The following is a 13930-nucleotide window of genomic DNA, read 5'->3' on the forward strand; positions in this document are numbered from 1 at the left end:
CCCGCTCTTAAAAGCTGTCAACAGCTTTTTATTAATAAATGATAGATAAATGAAATTTTATCATTACGGAGTACAGGTAACAATCTGTTTCCCTGTCCCGAATCCTGACATATAGGTAGTTCCCAGTACCATCTGAGAAGCTACTACAGTATTGCTCCCCGTAGTATTCCAGGTAATTTTATTAAAAGAATTACCATTGAATAACTGTAACGGTTGAAGTGCTCCGCCACCGGTTTTACTTCCAAACATAGAAATCGTTCCGTCTTTACTGATTACGACTCTTACCAATGGCTTTCCTGTTGTTCCTTCCATGTTATATATAGCTGGAATAGTAGCATCCTGCCATGCCGTACCGTCTGCAAATCTGATATTTTGTGCTGGGGAAGAACCTCTTTCAAACTGAATTTCTCCGGTGGCCATTTTAGTACCATTTATGGTAAGGTTAAAAGAGTTATCCAGTTTGTAAATATCAAATACAAATCCAAAATCTGTAGCCGGCATGGTGAAGGTTTGGGTAACTCCGTTTGCTACAGAGAAAGGAACCGGATTAATATCCTGTCTGCAAGGCCCAAATCTAAGGTTTAGATTATATCTTACTCCCGGAGTAATTTTCAGATTGTCTATTTTCGCAGGCTTGGTAACTCCGTCAATAGTTACATTTCCCAAATCGAGAAGTCCTGTAGTTGTTGTATTGGCAATAACCTGAGTAGCAGCACTTGTAACTACAGATTGATTAAGACCGCTGAAACTAACAGTCTGACCAGAAGAAAGAGGTCCGTTATAAGTTAAAGCATTTGTTGCAAAGCTAATATCAGCAGAAGAATTAGCAGGAGTTATCACAGGATTGCTGATAGCTGAAATATTACCAACTTGTCTAGCATCCAGTTTTGTCGTAATCTGGCTATATTGGTGTTTTAGTACAATATCCAGCGTATTGACTCCATTTCCGCTTACCGTCATATTTTTCTTAAAATACATCAGATCTCCGCTGATACCCGATAATTTTGCAGCAGCAAGAGATCCGCCATTATTTACCGCTGGAGTAGGAGCTGTCGAGTTTACAGAATAAGCTACAAAAGTGTAGTTCTGGCCACCGTTTAATTGGAAACCATCTGTTTCTCCATTTTTGTAAACAAATTCTTTTTCGGTAACATAATTTCCACTCGCGTCATATACGGCTACTTTGTATCTTACACCAGTGGTTAGCTCTGTAGGTGGAGTTGTTGCAGCTATGGGATTAATAGATGCCTGAGCCTGACTCGCCAATGAAGGTGTATTGGACTGAGGTGTAAGAGTTGCCATTATAAAGCTGTCATCGCCAAGTGAAATCTTTGTTTGTTGCGGACCAGATGATAATGCCTGACCTGATTTGCTTGCAGAAGCTTGTAAGGCAGGAGTTTCCTCAATATCTTCTATTCCGGAAAGATTAACTTTTACATTGTAAGCAGAATTACTAGTGCTGTTATCACTTATATGATCTTCGGTACTGCGGCATGAAATAACCGCAAAGGATAATGCTAGCAACGGAATGCCCGCAGCTTGTAATTTTAATTTCATCATTTAAATTGTTTGTGTTTGCTTAATCTACTAGTTTACCATTCGATAGTTCGGTTGTCATCAGGATCTTGTGTCCATTCTTCCTGAACCTGACCACCACTATTTGGAGGAACAACTTTTGCAGAGCCGGCTGCTATACCTTGCTCCATTTCCAACCGTAATACATCCAGAGCAGGAGCAGAATACTCCTGTTTAAGGTTTTCTTTAATCATCATTTGTAATCTTCTTTATTTGTTTGTGTTTTATCTAAATTTCCAACATGTTGGAACTGTGATCCAATTATATTTGCATAAATTATAACCATCAGAATTTTGCACACTAAGGGTGTGGTATGAGGTTTAATTTATTATTCTTTCGGTGATTTGGATTCAAGTATTCTGAATAAAAAAGCTAGTACTATTCAAAAAAAATACATCAGCTTTTTATTCAAAAATCTAAATGGGATTCAGGTAAGCAGAAAGGCTGCCTCTAATTGTAATTATTAAGTTTCTCATCATCGTGTGTTGTTTGTTTGTGTTTTTTGCTTTTGTAAAGTAAACATCCTATAAAAGAGGATGTTGTATTATTACGATGACAAATATAAAACTTTTAATTTTATTAAGAGTACTGTATGCCAATCATTTATGTCAATTATGATAATTTTAACAATCTATTTATTTTTTTTGAATATCAATTTTTATAGTATTCATCGTAGATAGACTATGTTTTTTCATGCATGGTAAAAAGTGAAATATTTTTTTAAACCGTCCATTTTTTAACTTAGGTTTATTCTAAAGTTTAAAATTATTTGATCAATTTTGTCATTGCATTTTTAATCTTTATTAAAGATAAAAGCTTGGTATTTTATCCAAATAGATTGAGTAAATACTATTTTTAGTACAAATTTTAAAGATAATAACCGTATAAACCTTTTTGTTAACTGCTAAATTCAGTGTTAGTGATGTAATATTAAAAAAATACTAATTATATATTATTTTATAAATAAAATATTCTAAATTTAAGACGTAATTATTAATTATTAACGTTAAAAAAACACAGTCTTATGAATCTAGAAAAATTACAACTTAAAGAATTGTCTACAACAGAAATGAAAGAAATTACAGGTGGAAGTTTCTTTGGAAGAGCTTGGAAGTGGATAAAGGAGCATGTAGGAATATTTGATTATGGAGAAACAATTGAAACAAGTGGATCTGCGATTGGTATAAAAGTCGGAGTGGATATTTAGTTAAAATGGTCATTATGAATTAAAACTTCAAATTTTAATTCATAATGTTAATCAGTTTTATATTTTTAGGTATGAATAGATTATATTATTTTTTGATATTTGTAATGAACTTTTGGTATGCACAGGTTACCCCGTCAATACCAAAAGAAGAAAAAAAAGTTTTCAAAAAAGAAGAAAAAATTAGTAGATCTAACAAAATTTATTTATTGGATACTATAGGGTTCAAACCTAAATATTCATTGCCAATAGATAAAGGCTCTCGTCCATTTGGAAAAATGTATCGAGACAATTTTACTGGTAGAACATATTTTCAAAATGGTTTTGATAGAACTGTAATTTATTCAAGAAATTGAAATAAATAATTATAAGATGAACAATAATATTTTATTCCTTCTGTCAGTATTATTTTCTTCAATTATATTTTCTCAAGTTAAGAGTGATACTGTTAATATTCCCGAAATTATACTGAAAGAGAATAGTCAATTAAATTTTACAAAATTTAATGAGAGTTTAAGATATCATGAACTCTACTCAAATAAAAAGACAGTCTTCAACGGAATTTATAAAAGAAATGGCAAAGTCATTCCCTTTAGTGGAAATTTTGTAAATCATACAAAAGAAGTATTATTTGAACAGAAACCAGAAAATGATAGCATAAAAAATATTCTTACATCTACAATTATCTCTTCCATAGAAGTTAGAAATTATTATTACAATCTTATTTTTAGTGAAAAAAAGAAAGAAGTATTGTCAAAGTTCTATTGTATAGAGAAAGGAGAGGGATTGTGGTTTTTTCAAGCAATTAAAGAGGATTTGAAAGAAGATATAAAAATAGATCAAGATACTAAAGTAAATTTCTTGGTAAAATTAACTCCCGATGGCAGATTATTGTATATTAAATCAATGCTAAAAAACAATAATAATAGTGGCATAGCTAAAATATACAATCATAATTTTATGTTGTCTTTTACTCCTTACAAAAATGGTGTGAAATTTTTAGAATATGATATTGATGTTATTAATATTCGTAATAGAAATTCAATTCAAATAAAAATGAATTTTATAGATTAAGTTTCTATTCCAAGTAGTAAGGTATAAATGGGAAGAGAAGAACTGAAATTAAGTTCTATATCCAATTAAATTATTAGACAATTTTATAATTCTATCTGGATTTTACCTTATTAATCTCTTCCTGGAGTCTTGGTATAATATCTATTTTAGCGCCGGAGAAACTAAAGATAGTTGTACCGTATTCTCGCGCGTATTTATTGGTCACAGAATCTGTTATTACACTCTTTTTAAACAAAGGTGAAGTCTCTTTTAATTCGGCATTTCTTTCACTATGGTTTTTCACCCGGATGAGATGAATATATTTTTTATGAAGATCGAACCAGTTAATATAATCAGCATTAAAGGAAACAGCGTGTATTCCGTGTTTTGAATAAAAATTGATGGCACCAGCCTGTCCGTAATTATCACAAAGGACAAGAGTCTGTGCCGGATCGTTGATTTGCAAATAAGCTTTGTCGACTTTGACTGCAAGCTCTTTCCATCCGAGCATATCTGCAAAATCCTGAGGCAACGGATACTCTTTGCCATCTTCCCAACGAAGCATTCCCAGCTTGTGAAAAGTTTCTTTATGTGTTATATAGTACTGTGGGCTTCTATTGGGAAAAGCTACTAAATACATCGGAATAAAAGATGTTATAGCCAGAATAACACATATAGGTTTTAATATTTTCAGAGATTTTTTCTCCAATAGATGTGCGATGTAGACAGAGCCAAAAGCAAAGTAGACAGGATAGATACCAATAGCGTAATAGTCTTTTGCTTTTAGGAAAATAAATACACCGAGAGTAATAAAAAAAGACCAGAATAATAAGCGGTACTTCTTAAAAGGCTCGTATCTGATAAGTGAGTATAGTCCGATAAGTACTATAATATTGGTTCCCGGAAAAAATAAAAATTGAGAGCGTATAAAATCCAGTCTGTTGACATTCACAAGCTGTGTGTCTGTTAGTTCTTTCATGTGATGGATAACCGGAAAGTTATTTTGGTACTGCCACAAAAGATTTGGTAGGATCAATACAAATACCAATGCCAGAATAAAGTATAACTTTTTGTTTAAAAATATTTTTCTTTCAGGTGATATGATAAAAGCAGGCAGAAGCCCAATAATGGCAAATGCAATATTGTACTTATTCAAGAACCCAAAAGCAAAAGTAATGGCGGCATAATACAACCACTTAAGCTGTTGCTGACGGGTATATTTTATAATGAAAAAATAGAGTAGAGTCCAGCAAAGTACATCTAGTGAATTTGGCTGATAAAGGGTGTTAAGACGAAATAAGACTGAAAAGGTAACACAGCTGGCACCCAGAATCAGTGCAAATAAATTTCCGCCAATTTCCTCAATTGTTTTCCATACTACAACGGTGGTTAATGCGCCAAATAGTGCAGGGAAAAATTTAATCCAGAAAACAGAATTTCCCAAAAGCTTTATGATATAGGAGATCCAAGAAGTAACCGGGGGAACAGACAAATATCCCCATGCCAAATGATTAGCCTGATCCAGGTGTAGATATTCATCTCTTTGCAGATCGTACTCAGGAAGAATTAGAGAATACTGTATAAGAAACTTCAGGATAATAAAACTAAAAAGTATAATGGCTTTAGTGGAAGTATCGGAATTTATAATATTACCTTTCATATTACAGTATGATTTTAATGAAAAAAAGCAGACCTAACAAAGCCTGCTTTACGAAGATACAGTAAAAAATGTAATATTTTGAAAATCTTTTTGTTATGATTTGTTAGTTGACATCCAGCTCCTCACCAGCGATATCTTCCCATCGGTAATAATGGAAGGTTTTGTCATCACTCATAGCTACAAAAAGCCCGTGTCTGAATGTCTTATTCAAAGGAATGCTTACTATATCGGAGCCATCACTTTTGTTGGCCATCACTTTTACAATTTTCAGAAGTTTATTTTTTCCTTCTCTGCTGAAAATATGAAACTTATTAGCACCCTGGTCGGATACCAGGATATAGCCTTTTTTAGCTTTTGTTTTGTAAATAGAAATTCCTTCATGGTCTTCTGTAAACCCAGTCTGAGCAAATATGGCTAGTTCCTGATTGCCTTTAGTCGGGTCAGCATAGTATTTTCTTACTCCAAATTGTTCATCCGAGTAATAAACATAGCCGTTCTCATTATCTACAGCAATAGATTCTATTTCCTTTTTACCGCTGTAATTACCAAATTTTCGTACAAGTTTGGCTTCTACAAATCCTTTTCCGGAATCTGATAACAGATATTGCCAAAGGTAAGAGCCATCTTTAGGACCTGTCTTTCTACCGGTAATTGCATATATATTCCCTTTTGGATCTGTGTACAAAGAAATCCCCATAAGATCTCTTTCTCCTTCTCCGGTTTGTCCTTCAAACATTGGTAAGCCTCCGTTATCTATAGGCTTCATATCTGGCAGAGAAAAAACTCTTAGTTTATGGGTATACCTTTCTGTTGTTACTGCAATATCTGTCTTTCTACCATTTAACATCAGTCCGTAGGCAATATCAACATTATTAGGTCTTTTTAATCCGGTTACAGAAAGTTCCTTCTGTATTTTTCCTTCCAGATTAAAAACAAAGAGTCCTCCGTTTATATCTTTATCCGTACCTATTACAAGACTTTTAGACGGATCTTTGGGATTTACCCATATAGCAGGATCATCAGAATCAAAATTTACAGGTTCGGTAACAATAACCGGTTTAATAATTTCCGGGGAAGCAACGACTTGCTTTTGTCCGGAACAAGACAGCGCAGAGAGACCGATAAGGGTATATAAATAGTATTTCATGATATCAGTATGTTATTGACCGTAAGCACCGATGTAAGAGGATGGTTCCGGAGATTCATAAAGTGTATTGTTAATGGTAAGTCCTTTCGGGAAGTTTCGGATAATATTTGTGCTTCCTTTGCTTAGCGCAGGAGAGCCTGATGAAAGATGAAAATCCCATGCATCATTAAATAAAGCACTGGTATAGCTATTATTCAATGGATAATTCTTAAACTTAGGATCGTTTGCCTGAGGAGTTGTACTGATCACATCATTGCTTCCGCTGAGGATATCACCATTGTTGGGTGTAAATCCGGTAACAGCATCGGCTGAATAACCATAATAAAGGTTATTGGAAGATTTGGAACGGGTATCGGGTTTGTTTTTAGTATCCTGTTTGATACCAAATCTGGTATTGGCAAACAAAGTATTGTAGACTTCAGCATAAACGGAACTTTCCAGCCATATGGATCCACCTTTAATATCGGGTCTTCTCCAGCCTGTATTGATAATAGTATTGTTATAAGCAACTACATGGGCCTGAGGTGAGCGGCCTCCGGAGTTGGAAAGTTTTAGCGCATTGGTGTTGTTGGAGAAGAATAAATTGTAACTAACATCGGCAAGTACTCCGGATTTAATGTTTACACCTTCTCCGCCTTTATTTCCGGTGCTGTAAAATTTATTTTTGGAAATGATAAGCTCACCACCTTCCAGATAAGTAGCATCATCATGAAAGTTTCGGATAACAGAATTGGTAATTACTAATTTACCTTTGGTATTGGAGAACCATAAAGCCGGAAGGTTTTCACCTGCTTTGGCTTTGTATAATCCCATTTTTACTGATGTTGATGCTTCGGTAGTAGTCGCTCCACCAAGCTCTATAATCGTATGGTCCAATAGCATTTCGGTACAGGTAGGAGTAGCCAGAATACCACCCCATATCTGTCCCCATGAATCTGGCTTTCTGGTTTCAACAGGTCCTGTTATTTTTACAGGATTTACAGCTGTTCCCATACTGTAAAGATTTCCTCTTACAATAAATTCTGGTTTTGAATTAGGATCCATAATTACCGTAACTCCTTCTTCCAGAACAAGCGACTTTCCTTCAGGAACGATAATATCCCCGCTTACATATATTGTTGTGTTTTTGTTCCATATACCAAATACTTCGCCATGTACACCGCTGGTATTTGGAGCCTCCACGGATGTGTCAACCATAGAGTTGGCATTCTCGCAGGATTGCGTAACACTTAATAGAAAAGCTAAGGCAAATATTTTATAGTATTGTGTTTTCATGGTCTCTTTAAATTTTGAATTTAACCCCCAGTAAATAGGTTTGTTTGTAATAATCTTTTCGGATAAGAGTTTCATTATCAGATATCCTTTGATACGGAATGTTTTGGTTTTCCGGATTACTTCCTTTTATAAATAACTCCATCGGTGTATTTAAAAGATTATTAGCCTTTAAGAATATGGTTACTCCGTTTTTCAGCTTCTTTTCTATAGAAAAATCCAGCTGTACAAATCCTTTTTGCCAGATATCATTATCCAGATACTGAGATATTGTATTAATTCTTTCACCGGTATAAGAGCCTGCCAGCTGTGCATCCCAGCCATTTTGTACATCTTTGTAAAGAAGTGAAAGATTGGCTATATGTTTACTTTGTCCATATAATGGTCTTTTCTGCATTACCTGAATAGTTTCTAAATCTCCAGCCTGATTTCTTATTTTCTGACTTTTAGGTGTTTCAATATTACTATTGGTAAAGGTATAGTTAGCTTTAAATCCTATTTTGTTGAAGAATTTTATAACATCTACTTCTACACCAAAATTACGGGCAGTTCCGAAGTTGCCAGGAGAATAGAAGATATCCTGCGGTCTTGTAGGGTCTGGCTGTAATGTATATTCTATAGGATCTTTAATGGTTTTGTGGAATACACCCACCATATACTGATCTGTTGCATTTGGGAAATATTCGTATCTGAAATCCAGATTATCCGCCAAAGCTCTTTTCAAATCCGGATTACCTCTTTCCTGAAATTCTTCATATACAATTCTGGAGGGTACTATTTCATAAAATCCGGGTCTGTTGACAGAGCGAAAATAGGTGGCTCTGAAATTTTGGTTATGGTTGAGAGTATATTTTAAACTAAGACTTGGTAAATAATCCGTATACTTCTGATTCATTTCCGGCTTAGATTCTCCTTGTGGAAAGTAGAGTTTGTATCCCTGATTGGTATTTTCCATTCTCAAACCTCCTGAAATATGTAAATCTTCAATCCTTGTGTTAACCATCAGATATGCTGCTGTTGTTTTTTCAGTAGCATCATAAGTTAAAGGATTGGCTACTGCGCCTTTTGGATTTTGCACCTCATAATCTATATCCGTATAACCTTGATAATCTGTTCCCCATTGTGCGGCAGGATTTGAAGGTTTTAAGACGTAGTTGTTGTAGAAGCTACTTCTTTTTTTGTCCCGGTATAAACCTCCAAATTTAATTTCAGATCTGTTACCCAAATCTATACCCAAATTCAGATACCCAGCGTAATCGTTATCTGTATTTCTTTGCCAGCTTCTACTGGCATCGGTAGGAGAGGTATGGTTTTCTGCAAAATTTTTACGCACTCCCAGAGTTCCGAAAAGGGCAGTGTCCGGTAGCTCATTGCTGGCAGACGATACTACTGCAGACCAATCCATATTCAATAATCCCGGTACCAGTCTATGTTCACCTTTTAATGTAGAATTCCATACCCTTTGTTGTTGCAAACGGGTTCTGTTTTGGTAGTTAATTGAAGCATTACCTAATGCAGGATCATAAACGGAATTAGAGAAATTAGTATTGAGGTTTTCTCTATATTGAGTATCTCTCAGCTGTACAAATAAGTTATATAAAGAGAGGCTGTTATTTTTATTGAATTTATAGTCTAATTTGGTATGTATCCCCAATCTTTGCTGGTTTTCGTAATAGTTTCTGTCATTTAAAGAAGTAATCACAGCGTACTTCATAACATCTACGTTACTGGAATTAAAGAATTGGCTTTCTGTAAGGCGGCTATTGTTCTGGAAACTTACAGCTCCTATAACACCTAATTTCTGATTGAAAAATCTTTTTCCGTAAGAAACACCACCACTAAAGTTAGGCATAGCGGTAACATTCTCTATTCTATAGTTGTTTCTTGGGAAGTTTGCATTTTTAGCCTGATAATTTTTACCTCCCAATTCGTAAGGAGAACGGAAATTAATCTGATCTGTTGGAAAGGTTTTAAATTTTCTGTCCATCAGCATCTGACTGTATCCTAATGCAATGTTTACATTGATTTCCTCACGGGAAGGAGCATCTTTCATAACCATATTTATAGCTCCACCTACTGCATCACCTTCCATGTCTGGTAACAGAGATTTATAAACCTCTAATCTATCCAGTAGCTCCGCAGGAAATATATCCAAAGGAATGTATCGGTTTTTACCATCCGGACTTGGTATCTTCACACCATTTACCAATGTATAATTATACCTTTTATCCATCCCCCGAAGGATAGCATACTGTCCTTCACCATTGCTGCTTCGCTCTACTGAAATTCCGGAAACTCTCTGGATTACATTGGCAACACTAATGTCCGGTGATTTTGCAATTGCTGCTCCCGAAACAATATTAACTACTTGTGGTAGTTTTTGCTCTCTTTTTCTGGCAAATGCATCGGAATCGGCTTTTTTGTTTCCTTTAACACTAATCCGCTCAATCTCCTTTATTGCAGAAGTTCCCATAAACACTTCAACCTCATTCTTTTCCTCGGCAATAACAATTGTACTGTGAACTGTTTTAAAAGGATTGTAAGTAATGGTGTAAGTGTATTGTCCCGGAGAAAGATTTTTGAATTTAAATTCGCCATCCAGTCCTGAATAAGCTTTTTGTTTTCCGGGGAAGATCTGTACTTCTGCGCCGGTTACGACTTCTCCGGTTTCGGAGTTGAATATTTTACCTTTAAATTCCTGAGCCATTACCGCTGCTCCTGTAGTGCAGAGCGCAATGAACATAGTCTTTTGTAGAGCTGTTTTCATCCTCACTTTTTATAGAAGCAAAAGTATCGGTTAGAGGCTTAAACCCGATGAACAGGGCATGAACAGTCTATTAAGGAACTGTAAATGGAGGTGGTGTAAAATGAATTTTTTGTTAAACTTTTAAATTGATTTCAAGGATAAAGAAGTTCCCGGAAGATTAACAAATTTGAATTTTAGTGGCTGATAACCTGTAGATTAGTAGTAAAATAAGTTTTGTTTTATTTAGCAGCACTAAAAGAGCTAGATAAGTTTTATAATAAAATGGGGCTGTCTCAAAAACCAAAAAGTATTACACGTTGTCATCCTGAGCAGAGCCAGTAGTGAGTCTGACGAACTATCGAAGGATTTTTGCGCATTAGTTTTGGTAATGAAGATGTTTCGACTAAGCTCAACATGACATTTTTTGAGACAGCCCTATTTTTAAATTTATATTAATTAGTTAATGTTTTGCTATCGATAACAAACCTATACCTTACATCGCCTTTAAGCATTCTTTCGTAAGCATTGGTTATATCTTTGATGTCGATAAGTTCAATATCCGAAACAATATTGTGTTCTGCGCAGAAATCCAGCATTTCCTGAGTTTCCTTAATACCACCTATACCAGAGCCTGCAACACTTTTTCTTCCTCCCAAAAGTGGGAATATTCCAATTTGCATTGGTTTAGAGGGCGCTCCAACACATATATGAACTCCATTTGTTTTTAATAATGAGATATAAAGATTCATATCGTGTTCTGCAGAAACAGTATCCAAAATAAAATCAAAGGAACCTTTTACAGCTTTTAATTGCTCAGGGTCACTTGTCACAACAAAATGATGGGCTCCTAATTGTTTGGCATTTTCTTCTTTTGAAGGAGAAGTACTTAGAACTGTTACTTCAGCACCAAAGGCAACTCCAAATTTCACAGCCATATGTCCCAATCCTCCTAAGCCTAAAACGGCTAGCTTATGACCTTTGCCTACTTTCCAATGTCGCAGAGGAGAATAGGTTGTAATACCGGCACAAAGTAATGGTGCAGTAGCAGCTAAATCTAATTTTTCAGAAATGTGTAGAACAAACTCTTCTCTTACAACAATGGTGTCGGAATAGCCACCATAAGTAGGATGCCCGCTGCGGTCAAGATTGTTGTAGGTTTGTGTATTTCCTTCTAAACAATATTGTTCTAAATCATTTTTGCAGTTTTCACATTCCTGGCAAGAGTCAACCATACATCCAACTCCTGCAAGTTCACCTACCTTGAAGTTTTTCACATGATCACCTACTTTCACAATTTTACCTACAATTTCGTGTCCTGGTACCATGGGAAATAATCCGGGAAACCAATCATTTTTTATTTGATGTAGGTCCGAATGACATACACCACAATACATAATTTCAATTTGTACATCATGAGCTCCGACCTCTCTTCTTTCAAAGTTCCAAGATGCTAAATCAGAATTAGGGTCTTGAGCTGCATAGCCTTTTGTTTTAATCATAATTAATAAGATTTGTTTATTCAAATGTAATAACTATCCAAAGAATTCTTACGGTATATTACTTTTTTGTAAATAAAATAATGAATCAATTTAGTGTGAAAATGCTGTACAACACATAAATCAATTCTTTTTCTTTAGCTTTTTTAAAAGATGATCCTTGTTTGGATAGAAGAAAATTGTGTTTTAAATGTTACAAAGCAAAATTGAACCAAATACTTATAAAATTTATTGCCAGAAAGTTCAGTTTTATATTGCTATAAAGTCCATGTATTTAGCGTTTATAATACCTGCGTATGACTTTCATCAGATAATGAATAAAAACAGATTTTGTATTTGTACCTTTGACTGACAAAAGTTGGTAATTGAAGTCACTTATTTCGATATTCGTCATATTTACAATTGCATTACGCCCTGTATTGCCATTGTTGGATTATGCGCTGAATTACGATTATATTGTGAGCAGACTTTGTGAAAACAGAAATCGCCCGCAATTGGATTGTAATGGAATCTGTTACCTGTCCAAAGAGCTGGTAAAGGTATCCGGAAACTCTCCGAAACAGGAAAATTCCAAGATTAATATTTCCGTTTTTATAGATACTTTTATTGTAAATGATACGTTTACTTTTAAATCATTATTTACGGGTATTACTAATAAAGTAAAACCGGCTATTTATTACACAGATTTCTACGATTTTACTTCCCATTCCAAAATATTCAGACCTCCTTTGTCTTCATTATTTTAATTTTTACAACAAGATGCTTTTAAGACGTAAAGCATTGGATTTCAGTTTAAAATTTATCGAAAAATAATGAAACAATATATATTGACGATACTGTGCTCAGTATCAATTTTCTCCTGTGCAAAACAAGAACCGACTGTAAAACATGTAATGAAAGCGGGAGAGGGACCTATCTTGAAAAATGTGAAGGTGGTAAATGAAGATGATCCGGTCTGTCATATGAAGACTGCAGAATTTTTAAAAGATACAGCCGTTTATAAAGGAAATATCTATGGATTCTGTAGTGACAATTGTAAGAAGACCTTCAAGAAGAATCCTGATAAATATGTACAAAAATGAAAAGCAGAAGCAAGAGGAAACCTCAGCAGTCTTCAAGGGCTAAAATTGTAGTTCCGTTAATCGTACTGGCAGTAGTGTTTGTAACGATTGGTTTGGGAATAGGTTATTTTAAAAAAGACCTTTATACGGTAATGAAGGTTCCTGAATTTAATCTTACTGACCAGAATAATAAGAAAATTACGAACCACGATATGCTTGGAAAAGTTTATCTGGTGGAATTTTTTTATAGCCGCTGTCCTACAATCTGTCCAGTGATGAATCATAATATGCGACATATAGAAGATCAGATTAATAATCCGGATTTCGGAATTATTTCTATTAGTATAGATCCGACAAATGATACGCCAGAAGTATTGAAAAATCATGCTGCAATGATGGGTGCTAAATCTCCTAACTGGCATTTTCTAACCGGAGACAGAGATTATATTGGAAAGATAGCCGATCAGTTCAATATTTATGTTGGTGATAAAGAAGATCAGGCGGAAAGTCTTAATCACAGCGGAATGATTGCTTTGGTTGACAAAAATGGTAATATACGAAGCCGATATGGTAAAGATGGTATGCCCATTTTATACTATTCCGGACTGAACTATAAAGATCCTGAGGGTAAAGAGGCCGAGTTAAGTGGCAAATACCATCCGGACAGAGAACTTTTGATAGAAGACATTAAAAAACTTTTGAAATAACGAATCATA

At 34.8% G+C, this 13930-nt stretch carries 13 protein-coding genes; 6 read left to right on the top strand and 7 right to left on the bottom strand.

The window, feature by feature from the left end:
• Window positions 1–63 precede the first annotated feature (63 nt).
• Together BAZ10_RS17545 and BAZ10_RS17550 are read right to left on the bottom strand one after the other, a co-directional pair.
• Window positions 64–1560, bottom strand: a complete 1497-nt coding sequence (locus BAZ10_RS17545) for a hypothetical protein (protein ID WP_078773137.1) — start codon at window positions 1558–1560, stop codon at window positions 64–66.
• 32 nt (window positions 1561–1592) lie between these two features.
• Entirely contained in the window at window positions 1593–1772 is a 180-nt protein-coding gene (locus BAZ10_RS17550) for a hypothetical protein (RefSeq protein ID WP_078773138.1), read from the bottom strand.
• Between the two features lie 827 nt (window positions 1773–2599).
• On the opposite strand from BAZ10_RS17550, the gene BAZ10_RS17555 reads away from it, so the two are divergent.
• The 3 genes from BAZ10_RS17555 (at window position 2600) to BAZ10_RS17565 (ending at window position 3853) form a co-directional block, all read left to right on the top strand.
• Complete coding sequence (locus BAZ10_RS17555) at window positions 2600–2782, top strand: bacteriocin (protein WP_078773139.1); 183 nt, start codon at window positions 2600–2602, stop codon at window positions 2780–2782.
• A 71-nt stretch (window positions 2783–2853) separates the two neighbouring features.
• The gene (locus BAZ10_RS17560; protein ID WP_131828236.1) at window positions 2854–3135 is read left to right on the top strand and encodes a hypothetical protein; all 282 of its coding nucleotides are present in this window, start codon (window positions 2854–2856) and stop codon (window positions 3133–3135) included.
• 16 nt (window positions 3136–3151) lie between these two features.
• A complete protein-coding gene (locus BAZ10_RS17565) occupies window positions 3152–3853 on the top strand; it encodes a hypothetical protein (protein ID WP_078773141.1) in 702 nt (233 codons plus the stop codon).
• 91 nt (window positions 3854–3944) lie between these two features.
• On the opposite strand, the gene BAZ10_RS17570 is transcribed toward BAZ10_RS17565, so the two are convergent.
• The 5 genes from BAZ10_RS17570 to BAZ10_RS17590 all read right to left on the bottom strand — a co-directional run bounded on the left by BAZ10_RS17570 (window position 3945) and on the right by BAZ10_RS17590 (window position 12156).
• A complete protein-coding gene (locus BAZ10_RS17570; RefSeq protein ID WP_078773142.1) occupies window positions 3945–5492 on the bottom strand; it encodes a glycosyltransferase family 39 protein in 1548 nt (515 codons plus the stop codon).
• 103 nt (window positions 5493–5595) lie between these two features.
• Window positions 5596–6639, bottom strand: coding sequence for a phytase (locus tag BAZ10_RS17575; RefSeq protein WP_078773143.1), 1044 nt, complete (start codon window positions 6637–6639; stop codon window positions 5596–5598).
• Window positions 6640–6651: 12 nt separating this feature from the next.
• Window positions 6652–7914 carry a right-handed parallel beta-helix repeat-containing protein gene (locus BAZ10_RS17580; protein WP_078773358.1) on the bottom strand — a complete coding sequence of 421 codons (1263 nt, stop codon included), beginning with the start codon at window positions 7912–7914 and terminating at the stop codon, window positions 6652–6654.
• Window positions 7915–7921: 7 nt separating this feature from the next.
• Complete coding sequence (locus BAZ10_RS17585) at window positions 7922–10678, bottom strand: TonB-dependent receptor domain-containing protein (RefSeq protein WP_078773144.1); 2757 nt, start codon at window positions 10676–10678, stop codon at window positions 7922–7924.
• 431 nt (window positions 10679–11109) lie between these two features.
• A complete protein-coding gene (locus BAZ10_RS17590) occupies window positions 11110–12156 on the bottom strand; it encodes an NAD(P)-dependent alcohol dehydrogenase (protein ID WP_078773145.1) in 1047 nt (348 codons plus the stop codon).
• Between the two features lie 362 nt (window positions 12157–12518).
• Between BAZ10_RS17590 and BAZ10_RS17595 the strand changes: the two genes are divergently transcribed.
• The 3 genes from BAZ10_RS17595 to BAZ10_RS17605 all read left to right on the top strand — a co-directional run bounded on the left by BAZ10_RS17595 (window position 12519) and on the right by BAZ10_RS17605 (window position 13921).
• Window positions 12519–12899, top strand: a complete 381-nt coding sequence (locus BAZ10_RS17595) for a hypothetical protein (RefSeq protein WP_078773146.1) — start codon at window positions 12519–12521, stop codon at window positions 12897–12899.
• A gap of 66 nt (window positions 12900–12965) precedes the next feature.
• Window positions 12966–13235, top strand: a complete 270-nt coding sequence (locus tag BAZ10_RS17600; RefSeq protein ID WP_078773147.1) for a YHS domain-containing protein — start codon at window positions 12966–12968, stop codon at window positions 13233–13235.
• The gene (locus BAZ10_RS17605; RefSeq protein ID WP_078773148.1) at window positions 13232–13921 is read left to right on the top strand and encodes an SCO family protein; all 690 of its coding nucleotides are present in this window, start codon (window positions 13232–13234) and stop codon (window positions 13919–13921) included. Before BAZ10_RS17600 ends, BAZ10_RS17605 begins: the two co-directional genes overlap by 4 nt.
• Window positions 13922–13930: the final 9 nt, after the last annotated feature.

This window comes from Elizabethkingia occulta, from assembly GCF_002023715.1.
Taxonomy (GTDB): domain Bacteria; phylum Bacteroidota; class Bacteroidia; order Flavobacteriales; family Weeksellaceae; genus Elizabethkingia; species Elizabethkingia occulta.